Below are 21,069 nucleotides of genomic sequence, written 5' to 3' on the forward strand. Positions count from 1 at the left end.
CCCTCTCGCACCGCTCAGGCCCAGCGCGCGGCGGCCGCGTCGTCGGCCTCCGCCGCCTCGACCCAGCCGCCCGTGGTCCCGTCGGCGAGATGCTCGCGCTTCCAGAACGGGGCGCGGGTCTTCAGGTAGTCTATCAGGAAGCTCGCCGCCTCGAAGGCCGCGATCCGGTGGCTCGACGCCACGATCACCAGCACGATCCCGTTCCCCGGCGCCACCAGCCCGTGCCGGTGGATCACCCGCACCGCCTGGAGCGGCCAGCGGCCTTGCGCCTCGGCGACCACGCGCCCGATCTCGGCCTCGGCCATGCCGGGATAATGCTCCAGTTCCAGGCCGGTGAGGCGCCCGCCCTCGTCCCGGCACAGGCCGGTGAAGGTGACGACCGCCCCCGCCCGGCCGCCATGGGCGGCCTCGACCCGGGCGATCTCGGCGGCCACGTCGAAGGGCTCGGCCTGGATGCTGACGAGCGACGGGTCTTGCTGCGGGTCCTGCGGCATGACGGATCGGAACTCCTGACAGGGGAGGGGACCTCGCGGCCCGGCGCACGGTCCCGCGCCTGACACCCCGCCCCCGGGGGTCTATATGGCACCGCAGGACGGCACGGCAGGTGCTCCCGCGCGTGACCCGTGCGGGATTGCCCCCCGGCCCGGATCGCGCCGCCTGCGGGCTCGCGCGGAACTGCATCGAGGACGAGCCCCGTGAGCCCCGACCTGATCCTGCCCTACGAGGGCGTCCTGCCGGACTTCGCGAGCCGCCCGGTCTGGTGCGGCCGGGGCAGCACCGTGATCGGCGCCGCGACGATCGGCGCCCAGGCCTGGATCGGCGACGACGGAGTCATCCGCGCCGACGGCCAGAGCGTGACGGTGGGCGAGCGCTTCTGGCTCGGCCACCGCTCCACCGTGCACATCGCCACCTTCACCCACGGCACGCGCTGCGGCGACCGGGTGACGGTCGGCCGCAACAGCGTGGTCCATGCCTGCACGGTGGGCTCTGACGTGGTGATCGAGGACGACGTGGTGATCCTCGACGGGGCGAGCATCGGCGACGGCGTGGTGATCGAGGCGGGCTCCACCGTGTTCCCGAGGGCCGAGCTGCCGGCGGGCTTCGTCTATGGCGGCAGCCCGGCCAAGCCCCGCCGCCCGGTCGACCGGGCGGAGGTCGCCGAGCGGGCCGAGCGCCTGCGCGAGGGCATGGGCGAGGGCACGGGCCAGCCCGCCGCGCCGCCGGAGGTGGAGGACACGGTCTTCGTCGCCCGCACCGCGCGCCTGCGCGGCCGCGTCAGCCTCGGGGCCGGGTCGAGCGTGCTGTTCTCCTGCGACCTCCACGCGGAGGTCGGCCCGATCGTGGTCGGCGCCGACACCAACATCCAGGACAACACGGTCATCCGCAGCCGGTCCGAGGGCGTGGTGATCGGCCGCGACACCACGATCGGCCACAACGTCCGCATCGGCGATTGCCGCATCGGCGCGCGCTGCCTGATCGGCATCGGCGCGTCGATCGCGCCGGGCACGGTGATCGCCGACGAGGTCATGCTCGCGGCCGGCGCCACCACGGATCCGGGCCAGCTCTTGGAAGGCGGCCATCTCTGGGGCGGCCGCCCGGCGCGCATCCTCGGGCCCCTCGATGCGGACAAGCGCGCCATGATGGCCCGCATCGTCGAGGGCTATTGCAAGCACGGGCGAGAGTATCGCGTGGCGCAGGCCGAGGCGGAGTAGGCGGCTCCGGGTCAAGCTCGCGTGAGGAGGCCGAGACCGGCCTGACAGAGCCCGGAGGCTGTCACCGCGCTCGGACGGGCAGCTTGTCCCTCTGTTGCGACGCACGCTATGGACGGCGCCGGTTGCGGCATCCGGATTGCCTGGAGGCCGCCAGGAAGGCCCGCTTCAGAGGCCCTGGCTCAGGAAGGCGCACGGATCATGGCGAAGATCAAGGTGGCGAACCCGGTCGTCGAGCTCGACGGCGACGAGATGACCCGGATCATCTGGGCCGAGATCAAGAACAAGCTCATCCACCCCTATCTCGACGTCGATCTGGAATACTACGACCTCGGCGTGGAGCACCGCGACGCCACGAACGACCAGGTCACGGTCGATGCCGCCAACGCGATCAAGCGCCACGGCGTCGGCGTGAAGTGCGCGACCATCACCCCCGACGAGGCGCGGGTGAAGGAGTTCGGCCTGAAGGAGATGTGGAAGTCGCCCAACGGCACGATCCGCAACATCCTCGGCGGCGTGATCTTCCGCGAGCCGATCATCTGCAAGAACGTGCCCCGCCTCGTTCCCGGCTGGACCCAGCCGATCGTGGTCGGCCGCCACGCCTTCGGCGACCAGTACCGCGCCACCGACTTCAAGGTCCCGGGCAAGGGCCGCCTCTCGATCAAGTTCGAGGGCGAGGACGGCACGGTGATCGAGAAGGAGGTCTTCAAGTTCCCCGAGGCCGGCGTCGCGATGGCGATGTACAACCTCGACGACTCGATCCGCGACTTCGCCCGCGCCTCGCTGAACTACGGCCTCAACCGCAAGTACCCGGTCTACCTGTCGACCAAGAACACCATCCTGAAGGCCTATGACGGGCGCTTCAAGGACCTGTTCCAAGAGGTCTACGAGAACGAGTTCAAGTCGCGCTTCGACGCGCTCGGGATCGTCTACGAGCACCGTCTGATCGACGACATGGTCGCCTCGGCGCTGAAGTGGTCGGGCGGCTATGTCTGGGCCTGCAAGAACTACGACGGCGACGTTCAGTCGGATACCGTCGCGCAGGGCTTCGGCTCGCTCGGCCTGATGACCTCGGTCCTGCTCACCCCCGACGGCCAGACCGTCGAGGCCGAGGCCGCCCACGGCACGGTGACCCGCCACTACCGCGAGCACCAGAAGGGCAAGGAGACCTCGACGAACTCCATCGCCTCGATCTTCGCCTGGTCGCGCGGCCTCAGCCACCGGGCCAAGCTCGACGACAACGCGGAGCTCGCCAAGTTCGCCACCAAGCTCGAGACGGTCTGCATCGACACGGTCGAGGCGGGCTTCATGACGAAGGACCTCGCCCTCCTCGTCGGGCCGGACCAGAAGTGGCTCTCCACCACCGGCTTCCTCGACAAGGTCGACCAGAACCTGAAGGCCGCGATGGGCGCCTGAGCGCCCTCCAACGCGCGGGACGGCAATGAGAAGGGGCCGGCGGTTGCGAACCGCCGGCCCCTTTTCCATGCGTCCTCGGGAGGTCGGTCGCGCCTTAGAGCGCTCTCCGCCGAAGTGGATCCCGGTTCGGCGCAAGAGAGCGCGCCACAACTCCCGATTGCAACGCGATCGGGAGCGGCTCTAAGCCGCGCGGACGGTGGCGAGGAAGCGGGCGACCTCGGCGTTGAGATGCTCGGACTGGCGCGACAGGTCGGAGGCCGCCCCCAGCACCTGGGAGGCGGCCGCGCCGGTCTCCTCGGCGGCCTGGGCCACGCCGGCGATCGTCGTCGTCACGGCGCCCGCGCCGGTGGCGGCCTGGGCGACGTTGCGGACGATCTCCTGCGTCGCTGCCCCCTGCTCCTCGACGGCGGTGGCGATCGAGGTGGCGACGCCGCTGATCTCGCGGATGCGGCCGGCGATGCCGGTGATCGCCCGGACCGCCTGATCGGTCGCGCCCTGGATCTGGCCGATCTGCTGGCTGATCTCGCCGGTGGCCTTGGCGGTCTGATTGGCGAGTTCCTTCACCTCGGCCGCCACGACGGCGAAGCCGCGCCCCGCCTCGCCGGCGCGGGCCGCCTCGATGGTGGCGTTGAGCGCGAGCAGGTTGGTCTGGCCGGCGATCTGCGAGATCAGCGCCACCACGTCGCCGATCTTGGAGGCGGCCAGGGCGAGGTCCTGCACCAGGCCGACGGTCCGGTCGGCATCCGACTCGGCGGCGTTGGCGAGGCTCGCCGAGCCGTCGACCTGCCGGCTGATCTCGCCCACCGACGCGCCGAGCTGCTCGGCCGCCGCGGCGACCGTGTTGACGTTGGCCGCGGCCTCGCTCGCCGCGCCCGCCACGGTGGTGGACTGGCTCGCGGTCTGGGTCGCGGTGCCGGCCATGCTCTGGGCCGTGGCCTGGAGCTCGGTGGCCGCCGCGGTGACGCCGCCGACGATGCCGCTCACCGCGCGCTCGAAGCCGTCGGCCATCTCGCGCATCGTCGCCTTGCGCTGCGCCTCGGCGCCCGCACGGGCGGCCTCCGTCGCGCTCTCGAGATTCCGCATGCGGATCAGCCCCTCCTTGAAGACCTGCACCGCCGCGGCGATCGTGCCGATCTCGGTCCGGGCGCCCTGGTGGGGGATCGCGACGCCGATGTCGCCGGCCGCGAGCGCGTTCATCGGCGTGACCACCGAGGCGATGTCGCGGCTGATCGAGCGGATGATCAGCGCGCCGAGGAGGACCGCCAGGAGCATGGCGACGAGGCCCGCCGCGACGAGGGTCGTGCGGGTCTGCGCATAGGTCGCCGCGCCGTCCGTCTCGGCCTGCACGGCGCCGGCATTGTTGAGGGCGACGATCGCGTCGAGGGCGGTGGAGGCGGCCCGGCGCGGGGCCACGCCGCGGGTCTCGTAGAGCGACAGCGCCTCGGCCTTGTGGCCCTCGCGCGACAGGGTGAGGATCCCCTCCACCGCCGCGGTGAAGTCGCGCCAGCTGCGCACGAAGGATTCGTACTGGGTGCGCTCCTCGGCCGAGGTGATCAGGGGCTCGTAGGTGCGGCGCACCTCGTCGAGCTTGCGCGCCCGCTCCACGAGATCCTTGTCGATGCTCGCGAGCATCTTCGGCTCGCTGGTGAGGATGTGGCGCAGGACGCTCGTCGTGTAGCGGCCGGTGAGCGCGTCGATCTGGCCCGCGGTGCGCACGCTCGGCAGCCAGTTGGTCTGCACGTCGAGGAGGAGGCCGTTCATGCGGGCCGTGCTGACGTAGCCGATCCACGCCAATCCGGCGACGAAGAGCAGGAGCGTGCAGAACGCGGCCGTGAGCTTGGCACGGATCGTCAGGGAACGGGTGGTCATGGCGGGCCTCGCGCGGCCGGGCTGTGGTTCGGGGCCGGCCGCCGGAAATGTTTCACATGCAGATGGTTAAGGCCGGATCTATCGGGCGGCGCCGTTTGATCACGCGCGCGTGGGCGTGTCTTTAAGGCGCGTCCGGAAGCATCCGGTCCGTCGGCCGCACCCGCTTATGACACCCATGCGGCGCGGGGGCTCGATTCCGGGCGGCGGAGCGTTTAACGCGGCGCAAACGCTCTTCGACAATCGGATCCCGCGATGATCTCATCCCCCCTGATGACCGTGATGGTCGATGCCGTGCGCAAGGCGTCGCGCGGCCTGCGCCGCGATTTCGGCGAGGTCGAGAACCTGCAGGTCTCGCGCAAGGGGCCGGGCGACTTCGTCTCGGCGGCCGACCGCAAGGCCGAGGAGGTGCTGCGCGACGCGCTGATGAAGGCGCGCCCGGGCTACGGGATGGTGCTGGAGGAGAACGGCACGATCGAGGGCACGGACAAGAGCCACACCTGGCACGTCGATCCCCTCGACGGCACCGCGAACTTCCTGCACGGCATCCCGCATTTCGCGATCTCGGTGGGGCTTGAGCGCGAAGGCCAGATCGTGGCCGGCGTGATCTACGATCCGGTCAAGGACGAGCTGTTCGTGGCCGAGCGCGGCAAGGGCGCCTTCCTCAACAACCGGCGCCTGCGCGTCTCGGGGCGCAACGACATGGCCGATGCGCTGGTGGCCTACGGCACGCCCTATCTCGGCCGCGGCAACCATCCGCGCCTGCTGCGCGAGGTCGGCGCCGTGATGGCGGTCTCCGGCGGCACCCGGCGCATGGGCTCGGCGGCCCTCGACCTCGCCTACGTCGCCTGCGGCCGCCTCGACGCCTACTGGGAGCGCGACCTGCAGACCTACGACTTCGCGGCGGGCGTCATCCTGGTGCGCGAGGCCGGCGGCTTCGTCACCGCGGCGGACGGGGCGGCCGAGCCGCTCGCCACCCGTTCGGTCTGCGCGGGCAACGAGACCCTGCAGCGGGAGCTGCTCGCCATCCTGAAGAAGGCTCAAGGCTGAGTCCCGATTCGCAAGCTGCCGCGCGGTCTGCTTTAACGCGGCCGTCTCATACGACCTCCGCTCGATCCCTTCGGGATGGCGGATATCGTCCTCGCTCAGACGCCGCGCGGGCTCTCTGATACCGCGTCCGATCTGATCGACCGGACACGGTATCAGAGGATGTCCTGATGGAAGCCCGCCGCCACCTCGCGCTCAAGGAATCGATCCGCTCGATTCCCGACTACCCGAAGCCCGGCATCATCTTCCGGGACATCACCACCTTGCTGAGCGACCCGCGCTCCTTCCGCCGCGCGGTCGATTCGCTGGTCCATCCCTTCGCGGGCGGCCGGATCGACCAGGTGGCGGGCATCGAGGCGCGCGGCTTCATCCTCGGGGGCGCGGTGGCGCACCAGCTCTCCACGGGCTTCGTGCCGATCCGCAAGAAGGGCAAGCTGCCGCACAAGACCGTCTCGATGGCCTATGCCCTCGAATACGGCACCGACGAGATCGAGATCCACGTCGACGCCGTGAAGGCGGGCGACCGGGTGATCCTCGTGGACGACCTCATCGCCACCGGCGGCACGGCGACGGCCGCGGTGAACCTGCTGCGGGGCATGGGCGCGGAGATCGTCGCCGCCTGCTTCGTCATCGACCTGCCGGAGATCGGCGGCGCGCAGCGCCTGCGCGATCTCGGGGTTCCGGTGCGGACCCTGATGGAATTCGAGGGTCATTGAGCGGATCTCGCTCCGATTTCCCGCCTGTTCGCAGCTCCTGTGGCCTGAAGTCCCCGATCTTGCGGGCCGCGGGCGGGCCGGCTGTTTTTCCGATGTCTCCATCGGAGCGGGCGTTGTACATCTGAAGACGCACGGCCCGAATCGGCCGTACGTCCGGGACTGCGATCCGATGTTCCGCCACCTCGCGGTCGCCCTGATGGGGGCGATGCTCACCGTCCTCGTCGCGTGGCGCCTGCTCGGGCACGCCGCGCTCCTGCTCGCGCCGTTCGGGGGGAGCCTCGCGAGCATCGTGCTCGGGATCGTGCTCATCCTGCGCGGGCGCGGCCGGGTCCCGGCCGGCGGCTCCTGACGGGCGGCCGGCGCCGCGCCGCGGCACGTCCGGAACGTTGACTTGGGAGCACCCTTCCGCCATAAGCCCGCCAATCGCGTCGGCGCGCCCTATCCGGGCGCCCTTCGCGTTTGCAGACACTCTCCAGGACGCGTGAAGGTCGGGCGCGGCATCAGCCGTCCGCGAACGCGCCTCGACCTTTGAAGGCTTCGCCATGAAGAGAACCTACCAGCCGAGCAAGCTCGTCCGTAAGCGCCGTCACGGCTTCCGCGCTCGCATGGCCACCGCCGGCGGCCGCAAGGTGATCGCCCGCCGCCGCGCGCACGGCCGCAAGCGCTTGTCCGCCTGAGGCGGACCTTTCGCGGCGCCCGCTTCGCCGGGCGCCGGCGACCATCGAGGCCAGCGGGGTCGGATCGGCGATGTCGACGATCGAGCGGCTCAGGCGGCGGCCCGATTTCCTGGCGGCGGCCGAGGGGCGCCGCTTCCATACCGAGCGGATGACGGGACAAGGCCGCCTGCGTGTGGCCGGCCCCGAGGAGTCCGGGACTCTGCGTGTCGGTTTCACCATCACCAAGCGGGTCGGGCACGCCACCGAGCGCAACCGGATCCGCCGCCGCCTGCGTGCGGCCGTGGCGGCCGTCGCCGCCGATCTGCCCGTCGTGCCGGCCGATATCGTGTTGATCGCCCGCCGACCGGCTCTCGATGCGACCTTCGATACCCTGAAGGACGACCTGCGCCGCGCGGTCTCCGCCGTGGTGAGGCCGCGCGCGCCCGATGCGCCCGCGCGGCGGCCCGGCCATGCGGCCGGCAGGGGCAAGGGACGGGGCAAGAGCGGGGCTTCCGGCCCTGGCGGATCCCCGGCCCAACCCACACCTACCCGGCGCGACGCGGATTCCCCGCCCGCGCCATCAATTTCGCAATCCCTCTCGAACGCGTGCGGCGGTGTCCCCGATGGGCAATGACAAGACGAACATGTTCGTGGCGATCGCCCTGTCGCTCGTCGTGCTGCTCGGCTGGAACTACTTCGTCGCCGCGCCGCGCGTGGAGCAGCAGCGCCAGGCCACCGCGCAGAACCAGGCGGCGCAGGCTCAGGCCCCGGGCGTGAGCCCGGACGGCATTCCGTCCCCGGCTCCGAAGGAGGGCGGCCCCGCCGCACCGGTGCCCGGCACCGCGCCGCAGGGCGTCGTGTCGCGCGAGGCGGCGATCGCCCGCTCGCCGCGCCTCCGCATCGAGACCCCGGCGCTCACCGGTTCGGTGGCGCTCAAGGGCGGCCGCATCGACGACGTGAAGCTGCGGAACTATCACGAGACCGTGGACGACAAGAGCCCGGAGATCGTGCTGTTCTCGCCCGCCGGGACCGAGACGCCCTACTATGCCGAGTTCGGCTGGGTCGGCCAGAATGCCGGCCCGCTGCCCACCAACGACACCGTCTGGACCGCCGATGGCGAGGTGCTCTCGCCCGGCAAGCCGGTGACGCTGACCTACGACAACGGCGCCGGCCTCGTCTTCCGCCGCATCCTGGCGGTCGACGACAAGTTCATGTTCACCGTCCGCGACGAGGTCGAGAACAAGGGCTCGGGCGCCGTGACGCTCTATCCCTACAGCCTCGTCTCGCGCTGGGGTAAGCCGCATACCCAGGGCTACTACGTGCTGCACGAGGGCATGATCGGCGTGCTCGGCGGCGACGGCCTGCAGGAATACACCTACGACCACCTCGCCAAGGAGCCGGCCTATGGCGGCCCGAGCACCAAGGGCAAGGCCTGGTCGAACGTGACCGGCGGCTTCGTCGGCATCACCGACAAGTACTGGGCCGCCGCGGCGATCCCCGATCAGGGCATGCCCTATACCGGCGCCTTCACCGAGCGCTCCGACGGCGCCACCAAGGTCTATCAGGCGAGCGTGCGCGCCGACGGGCGCAGCATCGAGCCCGGCGCCTCCGCCACCTCCACGCAGCGCCTGTTCGCGGGCGCCAAGGAGGTGAACGCCATCAACGCCTACGAGAAGAACCTCGGCATCAAGCAGTTCGATCTGATGATCGACTGGGGCTGGTTCCACTTCATCACCAAGCCGATGTTCCGGGCGCTGGACTTCTTCTTCCACCTGTTCGGCAACTTCGGCGTCTCGATCCTCGTCGTCACGCTGATCCTGAAGATCTTCTTCCTGCCCATCGCCAACCGCTCCTACGTCTCCATGGCCAAGATGAAGGCCGTGCAGCCGGAGATGACCTCCATCCGCGAGCGGTACAAAGACGATAAGATGAAGCAGCAGCAGGCGATGATGGAGCTGTACAAGAAGGAGAAGATCAACCCGGTGGCCGGCTGCTGGCCGGTGCTGATCCAGATCCCGGTCTTCTTCGCGCTGTACAAGGTCCTGTTCATCACCATCGAGATGCGGCACGCGCCGTTCTTCGGCTGGATCCAGGACCTCGCCGCGCCCGATCCGACGAGCATCGTCAACCTGTTCGGCCTGCTGCCCTTCGCGGCGCCGGACTTCATCCATCTCGGCATCTGGCCCATCATCATGGGCATCACGATGTTCGTGCAGATGAAGATGAACCCCACGCCGCCGGATCCGGTCCAGGCGCAGATCTTCACCTTCATGCCGATCATCTTCACCTTCATGCTGGGCTCGTTCCCGGCGGGTCTGGTGATCTACTGGGCGTGGAACAACCTGCTCTCGGTGATCCAGCAGTACATCATCATGCGCCGCAACGGCGTGAAGGTGGAGCTGTGGGACAACCTGAGGGGCACGTTCCGGCGCGGCGCGGCCGGCAAGAACGCCCCGGCCAAGAGCTGACGCGCTGAAACGGATCTCTCCTCCTCTCGCGGGGAGGGGAGAGGGCCGAGACGAGATTGCCGTGAGCCAGACCCCTCCGTCCGACAGCGAAGCCCGGGACGCCGCCCTTCTGGAGGACGGCCGCCTGCTGTTCGCCGGCAATGCGGATTTCTACGCCGCGGCGCAGACCCTCGATCGGTTGCCGCCGATGGAGGATGTCGAGATCGCCTTCGCCGGCCGCTCGAATGTCGGCAAGTCGAGCCTGATCAACGCGCTCACCGGCCGCAACACGCTGGCGCGCACCTCGCACACGCCGGGGCGCACGCAGCAACTCAACTTCTTCAAGGTGGGCAAGAATCTGAGCTTGGTCGACATGCCGGGCTACGGCTACGCCGCGGTCGAGAAGGCCAAGGTCGAGGCCTGGACGCATCTCATCCACTCATACCTCAAGGGCCGTGCCAACCTCGCCCGCGTCTTCGTGCTGATCGATGCCCGCCACGGCCTGAAGAGCCTCGACACCGACGTGCTCGACGGCTTGGACAAGGCGGCGGTGAGCTACCAGATCGTGCTGACCAAGGGCGACGCGCTCAAGAAGTCCGAGGTGGAGGCGCGGCTGCGCGGGATCGAGGCGGCGCTCGCCAAACGTCCGGCCGCCTTCCCGCAGGTGCTGCTCACATCGAGCCGCGACGATCGCGGCGTGCCGGAATTGCGCGCGGCGGTGGCGAAGCTCCTGGAGGAGCGCGGCCTGCCCGTGCGCGGCGCGTGAGCGGCCTCGACCGCCTGATCCTGGCGCTGGCGGCTCTCGCCGGCGGGCTCGGCGTCGCCGCCTCGGCCGCGGCGGCGCATGGCGCGGGCACCGACTCGCTGAAGACCGCGGCGCAGTTCCTGCTGTTCCACGCCCCCGCGATCCTGGCGCTCGTCGCACTCGGCGGCGCCGGGCTGACCCACCGCCTCGCGACCCGCATCGCCGCGGGGCTCCTGCTCGTCGGGCTCGTCCTGTTCAGCGGCGACCTGTCCCTGCGGGCGCTTGCCGGTCAGCCGCTCTTCCCGATGGCCGCGCCCGCGGGGGGCACGGCGCTGATGCTCGGCTGGCTCGTCGCCGCCGCGGCCATGCTCATCCCGCCGCGTCGCTGAAGGCGTCCGGATAGGCGAACAGGCCGGGCGAGCCGCCGGTCATCACGAACAGCACCGTCGAGCCCTCCGGGTAGAGGCCGGCCGCCACGTCGCGCAGCAGGCCGCCGAAGGCCTTGCCGCTGTAGACGGGGTCGAGCAGCATGCCCTCCGAGCGGGCCATCAGCCGCACGGCAGCGCGCATGGCGTCGGTGGGGATGCCGTAGCCCGGCCCGCGCGGATGCCCGTCGACCAGGATGTCGGCGGCCTCCACCTGCGTGCCGGGGCTGAGGAGATCCAGGGTGGCGTTCGCCTTGGCGAGCACCTCGGCCTTCGCGGCCTCCTCCTCGGCGAGCACGGCATAGGACTTGGCGAGCTTCGGGTCGCGGCCGAGGGCCGTCAGCCCCGCGACGAGCCCGGCATGGGTGCCGGCACTGCCGTTCGGCACCACGATCTGCGCCAGCTCCAGGCCCTTGGCCTCGGCCTGGGTCACGATCTCGGCGGCGCAGGCCGCGTAGCCGAGGCAGCCGACCGGGCTCGAGCCGCCGGAGGGGAAGGTGTAGACCGTGCGCCCCTCGCCCCGCAGCTCCTCCGCCCGCGCCTCGGCCGCCGCGAGGCTGTCGGCCTCGCCCGGCAATTCATGGACCTCTGCACCGAACAGGTCGTCGAGGAAGCGGTTGCCGTTGCCCGTATAGGCGGCCTCCTCGCGCGGCACGCTGCGGGTGAGGAACAGCTCGCATTTCAGGCCGTTGCGGGCCGCCGCCGCCGCGGTGAGCCGGGCGTGGTTCGATTGCAGGGCGCCGACCGTGATCACGGTGTCGGCGCCCTCGGCGCGCGCGGCGCCGAGCAGGAATTCGAGCTTGCGCAGCTTGTTGCCGCCGCCGCCGAAGCCGGCGAGGTCGTCGCGCTTCACCAGGATCTGCACGCCGTTCAGCGCGGCGCCGAGTTCCCGCGTCAGCCCGGCCAGGGGCTCGATCGGGGTGGGCAGGCCGAGCAGCGGCAGGCGAGGGAAGCGGGCGAGGTCGAGATCTGTCATGCGGCGAAGTGGCCGCCTCGAACTCCTCCTGTCAACGTCCCGTGTTTATTCGGCCGCCGGCAGGGCCTCGCTGCGGGCGATCCGGCCCTTGCCGCGGGCCGTCTCGTCGAGGGCGTCGGTGAACTGGAGGGCGGCGAGCTGCGCGTAGAGCGCGCCCTCGGCGAGCAGGCTCTCATGCGTGCCCTCCTCGACGATCCGGCCCTCGTCGAGGACGAGGATGCGGTCGGCGGCGCGGATCGTGGCGAGCCGGTGGGCGATGACGAGGGTGGTGCGCCCGGTCATCAGGGTATCGAGGGCCTGCTGCACGGCGCGCTCGCTCTCGGCGTCGAGGGCCGAGGTCGCCTCGTCGAGGAGCAGGATCGGCGCGTCCTTCAGGATGGCCCGGGCGATGGCGATGCGCTGGCGCTGGCCGCCGGAGAGCGTCACGCCGCGCTCGCCGATCGGGGTGTGGTAGCCCTGCGGCAGGGCCCGGATGAAGCCGTCGGCATGGGCGAGCTCGGCGGCGCGCTGTACCGCGTCCTCGCCCGCCTCGGTGCGGCCGTAGCGGATGTTCTCCATCACCGTGCCCGAGAACACGGTCGGGTCCTGCGGCACCAGCGCCATGCGGGCGCGCAGATCCTCCGGGTCGACCCGGGCGACGTCGATGCCGTCGACGAGGACCCGGCCGCCCTGCGGGTCGTAGAAGCGGAGCAGGAGCTGCAGCACCGTGCTCTTGCCGGCCCCCGACGGGCCGACGAGCGCGATGCGCTCGCCCGGTGCCGCGTGGAAGCCCAGACGGTCGAGGGCGGGCCGCTCCTCGCGGGTGGGATAGGCGAAGCGCACGTCGTCGAAGGTGACGGCGCCCTGCGCCGGCTCGGGGAGGGCGAGGGGCTCGGCCGGCCGGCCGATCGCGGGCTCGGCGGCCAGGATCTCGGCGAGGCGCTCGGCGGCGCCGGCCGATTGGGCCATCTCGCCATAGACCTCGGAGAGCTGGCCGAGCGCTCCGGCGCCGAACACCGCGTAGAGCACGAACTGCGAGAGCTGGCCCGCGCTCATGGTGTGGGCGAGAACGCCTTGCGCGCCGTACCACATCACCCCGACGACGCTTGACGAGATCAGGAAGATCGCGACGCCCGTGAGCAGCGCCCGCCCCTGCACCGAGGCGCGGGCGGCGGCGTAGGCCTCCTCCGAAGCCTCCGCGAAGCGGGCCGCGGTGGCCTCGGCCCGGCCGAAGGCCTGCATGGTACGCACGGCCCCGACCGCCTCCGCGGCGTAGGCCGAGGCATCGGCGAGCCGGTCCTGCGCCGCCCGCGAGCGGCGGCGCACGCCGCGGCCCGACAGGATCAGCGGGAAGACGATGAGCGGGATCGCGGCGAGCACCAGCACCGAGAGCCAGGGGCTGGTGATCACCATCATCACGACGGCGCCGATGAACAGGAACAGGTTGCGCAGGAGGATCGAGATCGAGACGCCGAAGACCGCCTTCACCTGGGTCGCGTCCGCGGTGAGGCGCGAGACGATCTCGCCCGATTGCGTGCGGTCGAAGAAGGCCGGGTCGAGCACGGTGAGCCGCCGGAACACGGCGCTGCGCAGGTCCGCCACCACGCGCTCGCCGAGCGTCACCACGGTGTAGGTGCGCGCCGCGCTCGCGACCGCCAGCACCGTCACCACGCCGAGAAGGGCCAGGAAATAGGCGTCGATCACGCCCGAGCCCGCTTCCGAGAAGCCGTGGTCGATCACCCGGCGCATGGCGATCGGCACCACCAGCGTCGCCGCGGAGGCGGCCAGCAGCGCGACGAAGGCCGCGAGGATGCGGATGCGGTAGCGGGCGGCGAAGGGCAGCAGGGGGCGCAGGGCGCCGAGGGAGGCCCTGCCGCGCTCCTCGGATGCGCGTTTCGACTTAGCGGCCATGACGCTCCATCGTCATCCGTCGTTCCCTCGTTGTCGCGCTTGTTCGCGGACGGAGCCTGCGGTATACGCGCGGCCTCATCCGATTGCGCGTGTTGAATGGCCGCGGGCCTCTAGAGACGGGCCGGTCGGCGTTGCACGAGCCGTTGCCATGAACCCCGGGTTCATTGCAACAATTCCAAAATCGAACAGGTGTCCGCCCCACGAGGCGGCGGGGGCCGCGGCACCCGCCCGAATCAGGGGGCCGGCGAAGGACCGAGGATCATGGCGAAGGACGCGGCCGCGAAGGCCAAGGGGACCGAACACCCCGACTACCACTTCATCACCGTCGTGATGACGGATGGCAGCACGTACGAGACGCGCTCGACCTACGGCAAGGAAGGCGACAAGCTGAACCTCGACATCGACCCGCTCACCCATCCGGCCTGGACCGGCGGCGAGCAGAAGATGCTCGATCGCGGCGGTCGCGTCTCGCGCTTCAACTCGCGCTTCGGCAATCTGCGCGGTCGCGGCTGAAGCCCGCGACACGCGACGGAACGAAAAAGGGCGGTCCCGGCGGGGCCGCCCTTTTTCGTTCCGTCGCGGCTCAGGCCGCCCGCGCGGGCAGCCGGGCGAGGCGGGGGATGCGGATCCGGGTCAGGGCCCGGCCGGCCCGGATGCCGGGCATCTCGACCTGCCGGTGGACCACGGCTGCGAGCAGGGTCGTCGCGACCGCCGCCACGGGGATCAGCAGCGGCAGCCAGGCCGTCCCGACGCGGCCGGTCAGGGCCGTGAGGTCGACGAAGAGCAGGCTCAGCACCAGTCCGTGCAGCAGGTAGAGGCCGTAGGAGCAGGCGCCGAGCGCCTGCGCGGCCCCGCTGCGGAGGACGCCGAAGCCGTTGCCGCAGGCGGCGCAGAGGAAGAAGGCGCCGTAGAGGGCGAGCGCCACGGGCTTGCCCGGCACGGCCTGGGTCGCGAGCGCGAGGGCGAGCGCGCCGAGGCCGGCAAGCGCCGCGGCCCGGCCCCGCAGGCGGGCGGCGAGGCGCTCCCGTTGCGCGGCCTCGTGGGCGAGCATGCCGACTGCGAAGAGCGGCAGGTAGGCGACGATCGGCAGCGCGCCCTTCAGGAGCGGGCGCAGCAGCAGGGCGCCGAGGAGGAGGGCGGCCGGCACGGCCCAGCTCGGCAGGCGGCCGCGGACCGCGTCCATCGCCGCGGCGCAGAGGGGCACCACGAAGAGGTAGAACAGGCCCTCGTACCAGAGCGACCAGAGCACGAAGGCGTTGATTTGGCCCGCCCCCGCATCGCCGAGGAGCGGCGGCGTGCCCCGGCAGGTCAGCCAGTGCAGCAGGGCGCCGAGCTCGTGGCCGAGGCTGCCGGCGCCTGCGAGACCGTGGCGTCCGGCGACCAGGGCGAGGACGAGCAGCACCGAGACGACGAGGGCTGGATAGATCCGGAACAGCCGCGTCAGGTACAGGGTCGGCAGGTCGAGGGCGCGCAGGCCCCGCAGGATGCGGGGATAGAAGACGTAGCCCGTGACCATGAAGAACAGGCCGACGCCGCCCGCGCCGAGATTGTTGAGGACGAGGGACGGGAGCGGCCCCCACGGCGCGCCGGTGCGGGCCACCTGCTGCCAGATCGCGAAATGGTGGACGAGCACAGCCAGGGCGAGGGCGCCGCGCAGGCCGTCGATGGCGGGCTCGGGCGCGGATTGCGGCGGGATCAGCCGCGCGCGCAGAAGCCCGGCGGCGGCGAGCGCCGCCGCGCCATAGGCGAGCATCCCGCCGAGCAGGATGTCGAAGACCGGTCCCAGCACGGGCAACCCCCTCGATTGCCGTTCAGGCCGAGGGTCGCCGCCGAAGCGCGGCGGCGCAAGGCGGGGCCGTCGCTTCTCGCCGGAGTGTGGCTTTGCCGCCTCACGTGGCTCCGGCCCCGGTGGGACCTGTTCTTCGAATGCTCTATCTCATTGCGTGGGCCGCATTTTCCTTCGCAGAACCGGCAACCGCTTCTGCGGAACATGCAGCTAATGCGCCGCCGCGGGCGCCGAGGCGTCGCCCGGCACCTCCAGCACGGCGCGCAGGCCCCCGAGCGTCGCCTCCTCCAGGCTGAAGCGCCCGCGATAGAGGGCGGCGAGATCGGCGACGATCGACAGGCCGAGGCCCGAACCCGGCTTCGACTCGTCGAGGCGCTTGCCGCGCCCGAGCACCGCCTTGCGCGCGTCGGGCGGCAGGCCCGGCCCGTCATCCTCGATCGAGACCACGAGATGCGGGTAATCGTCCTTCGAGACGGCCTCGGCCCGGATCGCCACGCGCCCGTGGGCCCATTTCGAGGCGTTGTCCACGAGGTTGCCGACCATCTCCTCGAAATCCTGCCGCTCCCCGCGGAAGCGCAGGCCCGGCGGCACGTGGACCTCGTAGGCGATGTCCTTGTCGCGGTAGATCTTGCCGAAGGTGCGCACCAGCCCGGCGAGCGCCGGCTCGACCTCCGTCGAGGTGCCGAGCGTGCCCGCGAGCGCGGCGGCCCGGGCGCGGTCGAGATAGTAGTTCACCTGGTCCCGCATCACGCCGGCCTGCTCGCGGATCTTCTGGGCGAGATCCTCGGGCGCGTCCGCCGCGCCGACCTCGTTGACGATGATCGAGAGCGGCGTCTTCAGGGCGTGGGCGAGGTTGCCGACCTGGGTGCGGGCCCGCTCCAGGATCTCCCGGTTGGTCTCGATGAGGAGGTTCACCTCGCTCGCGACCGGGGCGATGTCGCGCGGATAGGTGCCGGTGATGTGGTCGGCCTCGCCGCGGCGGATGGCGCCGAGCGCCGCGCGCATCTTCTTGAGCGGCACGAGGCCGAAGCGGATCTGCAGGAGCGTCGTGAGCGCGAGCGACAGCCCGAGCAGGCCGAAGGTGACGTAGAGGGAGAAGCGGAAGCGGTCGACGTCGTTGACGATCTCGTCGGCCGGGCCCGCCACCCGCACGGTGTAGCGGCCCTCCTCGCCGAGATCGACGTCGCGCTCGATGATGCGCAAGGGACGCTCGTCCTGCGCGACGCCGTAGCCCTGGCGGATCTGGCCGATGCCGGCCTTCCCGTCCGGGTTGGTGGCCGGCTTCAGCGGCACGCCCACCAGCGAGCGCGAGGTGCGCAGGTCCCGCGGCTTCGCGTCGGGCCGCCCAACCTGCCAGTACCAGCCCGACAGCGGCAGGTCGAAGCGCGGGTCGCCGAGCGAGAAGGAGCGGCTCTCGGGATCGCTCGGCGAGACGAGGTCGGTGGCGAGGTTGTTGGCGAAGACGAGCAGGCGGCTGTCGAAGGCGCGCTCGGTGTTCTCCCGGTAGAGGGTCGTCAGGATCCAGGCGGCGATGAGCAGGATCGCCGACGAGGCCAGGAAGGCCGAGACCGCGAGGCGCACCGCGATGGAGCGGCGGCGGAGCGAGAGGAACTGCAAGACGACCGTCATCGGCGAGGCGCTGCCGACGACCGGCATCCCGTCTTCCTGAGAGCCGGCGGCCTGTGTAGAATGCTCTCTCATTCCATGTACACACGCGATCCTGGGCAGGCACGATGGCTCTACACATCCGAGACGACGAGACCGACCGCCTCGTCCGTACCTTAGCGGAGCGCCGCCGGATTCCACTGACCGAAGCGGTCAAGCTGGCCGTGCGCAACGAACTCCGCCGCGAGGACGAGAAGGCGAGCCTGTGGGAGCGGCTCAAGCCCCTGCACGAGCGCGTCGCGGCCCGTCCGTCAACGGGGCTCGTCGCCGACAAGGCATTCTACGACAGCTTGAACGACGAGTGATGTTCGTCGACGCGTCGGCACTGGTCGCGATCACGCTGCAGGAACCAGAGGGCGAGGCGCTCGCGGCAAGGCTGGAGGCGGCTTCCGATCCGATCACCTCGCCGATGGCCATCTACGAGGCGGTGCTGGCCGTCGCCCGGAACCGGAAGGGCGGTCAGCAGGCGGCCCGGATCGACATACAGATCCTGCTTACGGAAGCGCGGATCCGATGCGTGCCGATCGCGCCGGAGGATGGCGATGCGGCGCTCGACGCATTCGAGCGCTTCGGCAAGGGCCGCGGCCATCCGGCCAGTCTCAACATGGGCGACTGCTTCGCCTACGCGGTCGCGCGGCGCCATCGGGTGCCGCTGCTGTTCAAGGGTGACGACTTCGCGCGGACCGACGTGAACGCGGGCCTTGCCTGAGCCTCACACCCGCGCTGCGGGCTGGTTCGGGTCGACGAGGTAGCCCAGCCCACGCACCGTCTGGATCAGGTCGACCGCGAGCTTCTTGCGCAGGCGGCCGACGAAGACCTCGATCGTGTTCGAGTCGCGGTCGAAATCCTGGTCGTAGAGGTGCTCGGTCAGCTCGGCGCGGGAGACCACGCGGCCGGTATGGTGCATCAGGTAGGAGAGCAGCCGGTATTCGTGGCTCGTCAGCTTCACCTGGTTGCCGTCCACGAAGACCTTGCCCGAGCGCGTGTCGAGGGTGACGGGGCCGCAGGAGATCTGGCTGGAGGCGTGGCCGGCGGCGCGGCGCAGCAGCGCCCGCACCCGCGCCATCAGCTCCTCCATGTGGAAGGGCTTGGTGACGTAGTCGTCCGCGCCGGCATCGAAGCCGTCGACCTTGTCCGACCAGCGGTCGCGGGCGGTGAGGATGATGACGGGGGTCTTCACCCCGGCCCGGCGCCATTTCTGCAGCACGCTGACGCCGTCGGCCTTGGGCAGGCCCATGTCGAGGATGATGGCGTCGTAGGGCTCGCTCTCGCCGAGATAGCCGCCCTCCTCGCCGTCATAGGCCTTGTCGGCGACGTAGCCCGCCTCCTCCAGCGCGGCCACGACCTGCCGGTTGATGTCCTTGTCATCCTCCACGACGAGCAGACGCACGGCTCAAACTCCGTCAGTACTGGCCGGCAACCTGGCCTGTCTTGGCATCCACCACCACGTGCACGAAATGCCCGTCCCGGCGCAAGGCGGTGAGCATGTAGACGAGCCCGTCCTCGTGACGGCACAGGCTCGCCCGCTGGATGTCGGCCCGCGGGATCACGGTGCGCGCCGCGCGGATCGCGGCCACCGGCTCGATCACGCGCCGCTCGGAGACCTCCTCGCGCATGTCGGCGGGCGAGAGGCAGGCCTCGATCCGCGGCGGCGGCGAGGCGGGGGCCTGGACCGGCCGGGGCGTGCTCGCCGGGGTCTCGTCGGCCATCGTGCCGAATCCGCCCACGGCGAGCGCCGCCGCGGTCAGGCTCAGGGCAACGAGGGCGAGGGCGTGGCGCATGGGTAGAGCTTGTCGGCCAACGGCACTGAATGCCCCCTGAATACCATCCTCATGCGGGCGCAGCACCGCTCCGCGCGGGGCTGGGATCGGTCGGTGCGGGTCTGTGGCTGGTCTCATCGCTCGGGCGCCGGGTTGCGGAGCGTTACGAGCGAGGCGCGCCGCGGTTCCATGTCCCTCGCCCCTGCGGCATCGCTGCACAGGATGGCGGCCTCCCGGCCGCGGACGCCCGCCCGGTAGGCGGCGTGGCCGCACAGGGCGAGGAACAGGGCCGCGCCCGCGAGGCGGTAGAGGCGCGTCAGACCGCGGTCGAGGCGGGCGTTCATCGGACCTCTCCCCGGAGCAGGCGCCAGAGCTGGCGCACGATCGGCAGGCGGTCGATCCCGAACTGAGCGATCGCGAAGGCCGCCACCGTGACGGCCACGGCCGCGTGGCGCACGCGGCGGTAGAAGCGGGCGAGCGCCCGGCGCTCGATGCGCTCGTCGATCAGCTCGTCGAGGGCGGTGAGCCGGTCCGGGTTCTGGCGCCGGATGAAGGCCCGCCACTCGGTGCCGAATCGGACGACGCGCCGCTCCTCGTCCGATTCGGCCGTGTCCGGCCGGCCGGCATCTTGGGCATGGCTCGTATCCTGGGCGCGGCTCATGGCGGGCCTTCGTTCTCGGGAGCGGCTCAAAGCTCTTGTTTTGACGCGCTCTCTTGCGCCGAACCGGTATCCACTTCGGCGGAGAGCGGCTCTAGCGGGCCGCAAGCCCCGCCGCGCCGAGGGCGGGGGCGAGGGTGTTGGCGGCGGTGGCGGCGGGCTCGAGGTCGAGCCGGCGGAACACGGTCTCGGCGAGCCCCGGCAGGCTGCCGGCGGCGCGGATCAGGAAGCCGGGCACCGTGTCGGCCGCCCGCTGCACGGCTGCGGCGATCACCGCGGAGCCGACCGGCACGGTGAGCACCTGCCCCTTGGCGGCGCCCTCGACGGCGTTGAGGGCGTAGTCGGTGACGTGCCGGACCACGCCCTCCACCACGCTGCGCGAGATCACGTAGCTGGCGAGCGGCACGAAGCGGGCGACGAGGCCGGTGACCAGGGCGACGAGGACGGGGCTCAGCACCGCCTGCACCGCCTCGGCGAAGGCGACGAGCCAGGCGCCCCAGGGCAGCACGACGGCGATCCCCTCGGCCGCGACGGCCGGGCGGGCGCAGAGGCAGAGGGCGGCGGCGGGGGCGAGCAGGCGGATCATCGGAGGTCTCCTCGGGGGCGGATGAATCTGCGGCCCGGCGCGGGGCGGGCACCCAGGCGGCGCAGGAGCCCGGCCGCGCCGCCGGCGGGCGGGACGACAGGGACGAGCGTCGGTGTCGGGATCGCGGGATCGAGCACGGCCGCGACCGGGGCGGCGAGGGCGATCGGCGCCGCCTCCGCGGTGGGCCGGGGCAGGGCCTCGGCATAGGGCGTGACGAGCTGGTCGGCCTCGGCGCGGCGGCGGCCGCGGATGGCGGCGGGCTCGTCCCACCAGAGCAGGGCCTCGCGCGCGCCGGCCAGGTCGCCCGCGTTGAGGCGCTTCAGGAAGGTCGAGCGGGCGAAGGCGGCGGGCCCGATATTGAAGCAGACCGAGACCAGGGCATCGAAGCTGTGCGGGGGAAGCGCCACGGCGAGCGCCGCGCGCACCGCCGCGGCATAGGCCTCGACATCGCGCGCGAAGATCGCGTCGCACTCGGCCGCCGTGATGCTCAGCCCGCGCCGGACCGCGGGCGGCCCGGCCGCCGAGGTATGGCCGATGCCGATGGTCCAGATCCCGGCCGTGTCGCGGTAGGCATTCAGGCGCCGGCCCTCGCGCGCGATCAGGACGGCCGTTCCGATGGGGCTGAGAGTCATCGGGCGATCTCCGCTTTCGAGGGATGGCGCGTGTGATCGTCACCGGCGGCCGTCAGAACGAACCGGGCGCGATACGGGCATCGGAGCAT

The 21,069-nt window shown here is 71.3% G+C and carries 25 protein-coding genes; 13 read left to right on the forward strand and 12 right to left on the reverse strand.

The features are described 5' to 3' along the window. Positions 1-14 precede the first annotated feature (14 nt). Positions 15-494, reverse strand: coding sequence for a molybdenum cofactor biosynthesis protein MoaE (locus tag MTDSW087_RS09270; protein ID WP_144763047.1), 480 nt, complete (start codon positions 492-494; stop codon positions 15-17). 201 nt (positions 495-695) lie between these two features. Between MTDSW087_RS09270 and MTDSW087_RS09275 the strand changes: the two genes are divergently transcribed. Next, a complete protein-coding gene (locus tag MTDSW087_RS09275) occupies positions 696-1,712 on the forward strand; it encodes a gamma carbonic anhydrase family protein (RefSeq protein WP_144763049.1) in 1,017 nt (338 codons plus the stop codon). 198 nt (positions 1,713-1,910) lie between these two features. Then, entirely contained in the window at positions 1,911-3,125 is a 1,215-nt protein-coding gene (locus MTDSW087_RS09280) for an NADP-dependent isocitrate dehydrogenase (protein ID WP_144763051.1), read from the forward strand. A gap of 180 nt (positions 3,126-3,305) precedes the next feature. Here the strand turns inward: MTDSW087_RS09280 and MTDSW087_RS09285 are convergent, their stop codons facing one another. Further along, positions 3,306-4,994 carry a methyl-accepting chemotaxis protein gene (locus tag MTDSW087_RS09285; RefSeq protein WP_144763053.1) on the reverse strand — a complete coding sequence of 563 codons (1,689 nt, stop codon included), beginning with the start codon at positions 4,992-4,994 and terminating at the stop codon, positions 3,306-3,308. A gap of 252 nt (positions 4,995-5,246) precedes the next feature. Here MTDSW087_RS09285 and MTDSW087_RS09290 point away from each other — a divergent pair, with 252 nt between their 5' ends. The 8 genes from MTDSW087_RS09290 (at position 5,247) to MTDSW087_RS09325 (ending at position 10,991) form a co-directional block, all read left to right on the forward strand. Further along, the gene (locus MTDSW087_RS09290) at positions 5,247-6,041 is read left to right on the forward strand and encodes an inositol monophosphatase family protein (RefSeq protein WP_144763055.1); all 795 of its coding nucleotides are present in this window, start codon (positions 5,247-5,249) and stop codon (positions 6,039-6,041) included. 167 nt (positions 6,042-6,208) lie between these two features. Then, complete coding sequence (locus MTDSW087_RS09295) at positions 6,209-6,754, forward strand: adenine phosphoribosyltransferase (protein WP_144763057.1); 546 nt, start codon at positions 6,209-6,211, stop codon at positions 6,752-6,754. Between the two features lie 169 nt (positions 6,755-6,923). Further along, a complete protein-coding gene (locus MTDSW087_RS09300) occupies positions 6,924-7,103 on the forward strand; it encodes a hypothetical protein (RefSeq protein WP_144763059.1) in 180 nt (59 codons plus the stop codon). Positions 7,104-7,296: 193 nt separating this feature from the next. Further along, the gene (gene rpmH, locus MTDSW087_RS09305) at positions 7,297-7,431 is read left to right on the forward strand and encodes a 50S ribosomal protein L34 (RefSeq protein WP_007558110.1); all 135 of its coding nucleotides are present in this window, start codon (positions 7,297-7,299) and stop codon (positions 7,429-7,431) included. A gap of 70 nt (positions 7,432-7,501) precedes the next feature. Then, on the forward strand, positions 7,502-8,044 hold the full coding sequence (rnpA, locus tag MTDSW087_RS09310; RefSeq protein ID WP_144763061.1) for a ribonuclease P protein component: 543 nt from the start codon (positions 7,502-7,504) through the stop codon (positions 8,042-8,044). After that, entirely contained in the window at positions 8,034-9,878 is a 1,845-nt protein-coding gene (gene yidC / locus MTDSW087_RS09315; RefSeq protein WP_144763063.1) for a membrane protein insertase YidC, read from the forward strand. The genes rnpA and yidC overlap by 11 nt, the downstream gene beginning before the upstream one ends. 61 nt (positions 9,879-9,939) lie before the next feature. Next, positions 9,940-10,623, forward strand: a complete 684-nt coding sequence (gene yihA, locus MTDSW087_RS09320; RefSeq protein ID WP_144763065.1) for a ribosome biogenesis GTP-binding protein YihA/YsxC — start codon at positions 9,940-9,942, stop codon at positions 10,621-10,623. Beyond that, positions 10,620-10,991 carry a DUF423 domain-containing protein gene (locus MTDSW087_RS09325; RefSeq protein WP_144763067.1) on the forward strand — a complete coding sequence of 124 codons (372 nt, stop codon included), beginning with the start codon at positions 10,620-10,622 and terminating at the stop codon, positions 10,989-10,991. Before yihA ends, MTDSW087_RS09325 begins: the two co-directional genes overlap by 4 nt. Here the strand turns inward: MTDSW087_RS09325 and MTDSW087_RS09330 are convergent. Continuing rightward, positions 10,972-12,003, reverse strand: a complete 1,032-nt coding sequence (locus MTDSW087_RS09330) for a D-cysteine desulfhydrase family protein (RefSeq protein ID WP_144763069.1) — start codon at positions 12,001-12,003, stop codon at positions 10,972-10,974. The genes MTDSW087_RS09325 and MTDSW087_RS09330 overlap by 20 nt on opposite strands. 45 nt (positions 12,004-12,048) lie before the next feature. After that, positions 12,049-13,893 carry an ABC transporter transmembrane domain-containing protein gene (locus MTDSW087_RS09335; protein WP_144763071.1) on the reverse strand — a complete coding sequence of 615 codons (1,845 nt, stop codon included), beginning with the start codon at positions 13,891-13,893 and terminating at the stop codon, positions 12,049-12,051. A 261-nt stretch (positions 13,894-14,154) separates the two neighbouring features. Here MTDSW087_RS09335 and rpmE point away from each other — a divergent pair, with 261 nt between their 5' ends. Beyond that, entirely contained in the window at positions 14,155-14,406 is a 252-nt protein-coding gene (rpmE, locus tag MTDSW087_RS09340) for a 50S ribosomal protein L31 (RefSeq protein ID WP_144763073.1), read from the forward strand. Positions 14,407-14,476: 70 nt separating this feature from the next. Here rpmE and MTDSW087_RS09345 read toward each other — a convergent pair whose 3' ends face one another. Continuing rightward, positions 14,477-15,682, reverse strand: a complete 1,206-nt coding sequence (locus MTDSW087_RS09345; protein ID WP_144763075.1) for an acyltransferase family protein — start codon at positions 15,680-15,682, stop codon at positions 14,477-14,479. A gap of 207 nt (positions 15,683-15,889) precedes the next feature. Continuing rightward, positions 15,890-17,335 (reverse strand): sensor histidine kinase, encoded by a 1,446-nt coding sequence (locus MTDSW087_RS09350; protein ID WP_373322020.1) that lies wholly within the window; start codon positions 17,333-17,335, stop codon positions 15,890-15,892. Between the two features lie 77 nt (positions 17,336-17,412). On the opposite strand from MTDSW087_RS09350, the gene MTDSW087_RS09355 reads away from it, so the two are divergent. Together MTDSW087_RS09355 and MTDSW087_RS09360 are read left to right on the forward strand one after the other, a co-directional pair. Next, the gene (locus MTDSW087_RS09355; protein WP_144763076.1) at positions 17,413-17,649 is read left to right on the forward strand and encodes a type II toxin-antitoxin system VapB family antitoxin; all 237 of its coding nucleotides are present in this window, start codon (positions 17,413-17,415) and stop codon (positions 17,647-17,649) included. After that, positions 17,649-18,053 (forward strand): type II toxin-antitoxin system VapC family toxin, encoded by a 405-nt coding sequence (locus tag MTDSW087_RS09360; RefSeq protein WP_144763078.1) that lies wholly within the window; start codon positions 17,649-17,651, stop codon positions 18,051-18,053. The genes MTDSW087_RS09355 and MTDSW087_RS09360 overlap by 1 nt, the downstream gene beginning before the upstream one ends. 3 nt (positions 18,054-18,056) lie before the next feature. On the opposite strand, the gene MTDSW087_RS09365 is transcribed toward MTDSW087_RS09360, so the two are convergent. The 6 genes from MTDSW087_RS09365 to MTDSW087_RS09390 all read right to left on the reverse strand — a co-directional run bounded on the left by MTDSW087_RS09365 (position 18,057) and on the right by MTDSW087_RS09390 (position 20,980). After that, on the reverse strand, positions 18,057-18,734 hold the full coding sequence (locus MTDSW087_RS09365) for a response regulator transcription factor (protein ID WP_142583754.1): 678 nt from the start codon (positions 18,732-18,734) through the stop codon (positions 18,057-18,059). A 13-nt stretch (positions 18,735-18,747) separates the two neighbouring features. Next, positions 18,748-19,125: a PepSY domain-containing protein gene (locus MTDSW087_RS09370; RefSeq protein ID WP_144763080.1), complete on the reverse strand. Its 378-nt coding sequence runs from the start codon at positions 19,123-19,125 to the stop codon at positions 18,748-18,750. A 113-nt stretch (positions 19,126-19,238) separates the two neighbouring features. Then, a complete protein-coding gene (locus MTDSW087_RS09375; protein WP_144763082.1) occupies positions 19,239-19,448 on the reverse strand; it encodes a hypothetical protein in 210 nt (69 codons plus the stop codon). Then, positions 19,445-19,765: a hypothetical protein gene (locus MTDSW087_RS09380; RefSeq protein WP_144763084.1), complete on the reverse strand. Its 321-nt coding sequence runs from the start codon at positions 19,763-19,765 to the stop codon at positions 19,445-19,447. The genes MTDSW087_RS09375 and MTDSW087_RS09380 overlap by 4 nt, the downstream gene beginning before the upstream one ends. Before the next feature lie 91 nt (positions 19,766-19,856). Continuing rightward, positions 19,857-20,348, reverse strand: a complete 492-nt coding sequence (locus tag MTDSW087_RS09385) for a hypothetical protein (protein WP_144763086.1) — start codon at positions 20,346-20,348, stop codon at positions 19,857-19,859. Next, positions 20,345-20,980 carry a lysozyme gene (locus MTDSW087_RS09390; RefSeq protein WP_144763088.1) on the reverse strand — a complete coding sequence of 212 codons (636 nt, stop codon included), beginning with the start codon at positions 20,978-20,980 and terminating at the stop codon, positions 20,345-20,347. Before MTDSW087_RS09390 ends, MTDSW087_RS09385 begins: the two co-directional genes overlap by 4 nt. Between the last annotated feature and the right edge of the window lie 89 nt (positions 20,981-21,069).

Source organism: Methylobacterium dankookense, assembly GCF_902141855.1.
GTDB lineage: Bacteria > Pseudomonadota > Alphaproteobacteria > Rhizobiales > Beijerinckiaceae > Methylobacterium > Methylobacterium dankookense.

Bases quoted from the DNA above. Each gene is read 5' to 3' on its own strand.
- MTDSW087_RS09270 (WP_144763047.1), bottom strand. From the start codon at position 494: ATGCCGCAGGACCCGCAGCAAGACCCGTCGCTCGTCAGCATCCAGGCC.
- MTDSW087_RS09280 (WP_144763051.1), top strand. From the start codon at position 1,911: ATGGCGAAGATCAAGGTGGCGAACCCGGTCGTCGAGCTCGACGGCGAC.
- MTDSW087_RS09285 (WP_144763053.1), bottom strand. From the start codon at position 4,994: ATGACCACCCGTTCCCTGACGATCCGTGCCAAGCTCACGGCCGCGTTC.
- MTDSW087_RS09290 (WP_144763055.1), top strand. From the start codon at position 5,247: ATGATCTCATCCCCCCTGATGACCGTGATGGTCGATGCCGTGCGCAAG.
- MTDSW087_RS09295 (WP_144763057.1), top strand. From the start codon at position 6,209: ATGGAAGCCCGCCGCCACCTCGCGCTCAAGGAATCGATCCGCTCGATT.
- MTDSW087_RS09300 (WP_144763059.1), top strand. From the start codon at position 6,924: ATGTTCCGCCACCTCGCGGTCGCCCTGATGGGGGCGATGCTCACCGTC.
- rpmH (WP_007558110.1), top strand. From the start codon at position 7,297: ATGAAGAGAACCTACCAGCCGAGCAAGCTCGTCCGTAAGCGCCGTCAC.
- rnpA (WP_144763061.1), top strand. From the start codon at position 7,502: ATGTCGACGATCGAGCGGCTCAGGCGGCGGCCCGATTTCCTGGCGGCG.
- yidC (WP_144763063.1), top strand. From the start codon at position 8,034: ATGGGCAATGACAAGACGAACATGTTCGTGGCGATCGCCCTGTCGCTC.
- MTDSW087_RS09330 (WP_144763069.1), bottom strand. From the start codon at position 12,003: ATGACAGATCTCGACCTCGCCCGCTTCCCTCGCCTGCCGCTGCTCGGC.
- MTDSW087_RS09335 (WP_144763071.1), bottom strand. From the start codon at position 13,893: ATGGCCGCTAAGTCGAAACGCGCATCCGAGGAGCGCGGCAGGGCCTCC.
- rpmE (WP_144763073.1), top strand. From the start codon at position 14,155: ATGGCGAAGGACGCGGCCGCGAAGGCCAAGGGGACCGAACACCCCGAC.
- MTDSW087_RS09350 (WP_373322020.1), bottom strand. From the start codon at position 17,335: ATGCCGGTCGTCGGCAGCGCCTCGCCGATGACGGTCGTCTTGCAGTTC.
- MTDSW087_RS09355 (WP_144763076.1), top strand. From the start codon at position 17,413: ATGGCTCTACACATCCGAGACGACGAGACCGACCGCCTCGTCCGTACC.
- MTDSW087_RS09360 (WP_144763078.1), top strand. From the start codon at position 17,649: ATGTTCGTCGACGCGTCGGCACTGGTCGCGATCACGCTGCAGGAACCA.
- MTDSW087_RS09370 (WP_144763080.1), bottom strand. From the start codon at position 19,125: ATGCGCCACGCCCTCGCCCTCGTTGCCCTGAGCCTGACCGCGGCGGCG.
- MTDSW087_RS09375 (WP_144763082.1), bottom strand. From the start codon at position 19,448: ATGAACGCCCGCCTCGACCGCGGTCTGACGCGCCTCTACCGCCTCGCG.
- MTDSW087_RS09380 (WP_144763084.1), bottom strand. From the start codon at position 19,765: ATGAGCCGCGCCCAGGATACGAGCCATGCCCAAGATGCCGGCCGGCCG.
- MTDSW087_RS09385 (WP_144763086.1), bottom strand. From the start codon at position 20,348: ATGATCCGCCTGCTCGCCCCCGCCGCCGCCCTCTGCCTCTGCGCCCGC.
- MTDSW087_RS09390 (WP_144763088.1), bottom strand. From the start codon at position 20,980: ATGACTCTCAGCCCCATCGGAACGGCCGTCCTGATCGCGCGCGAGGGC.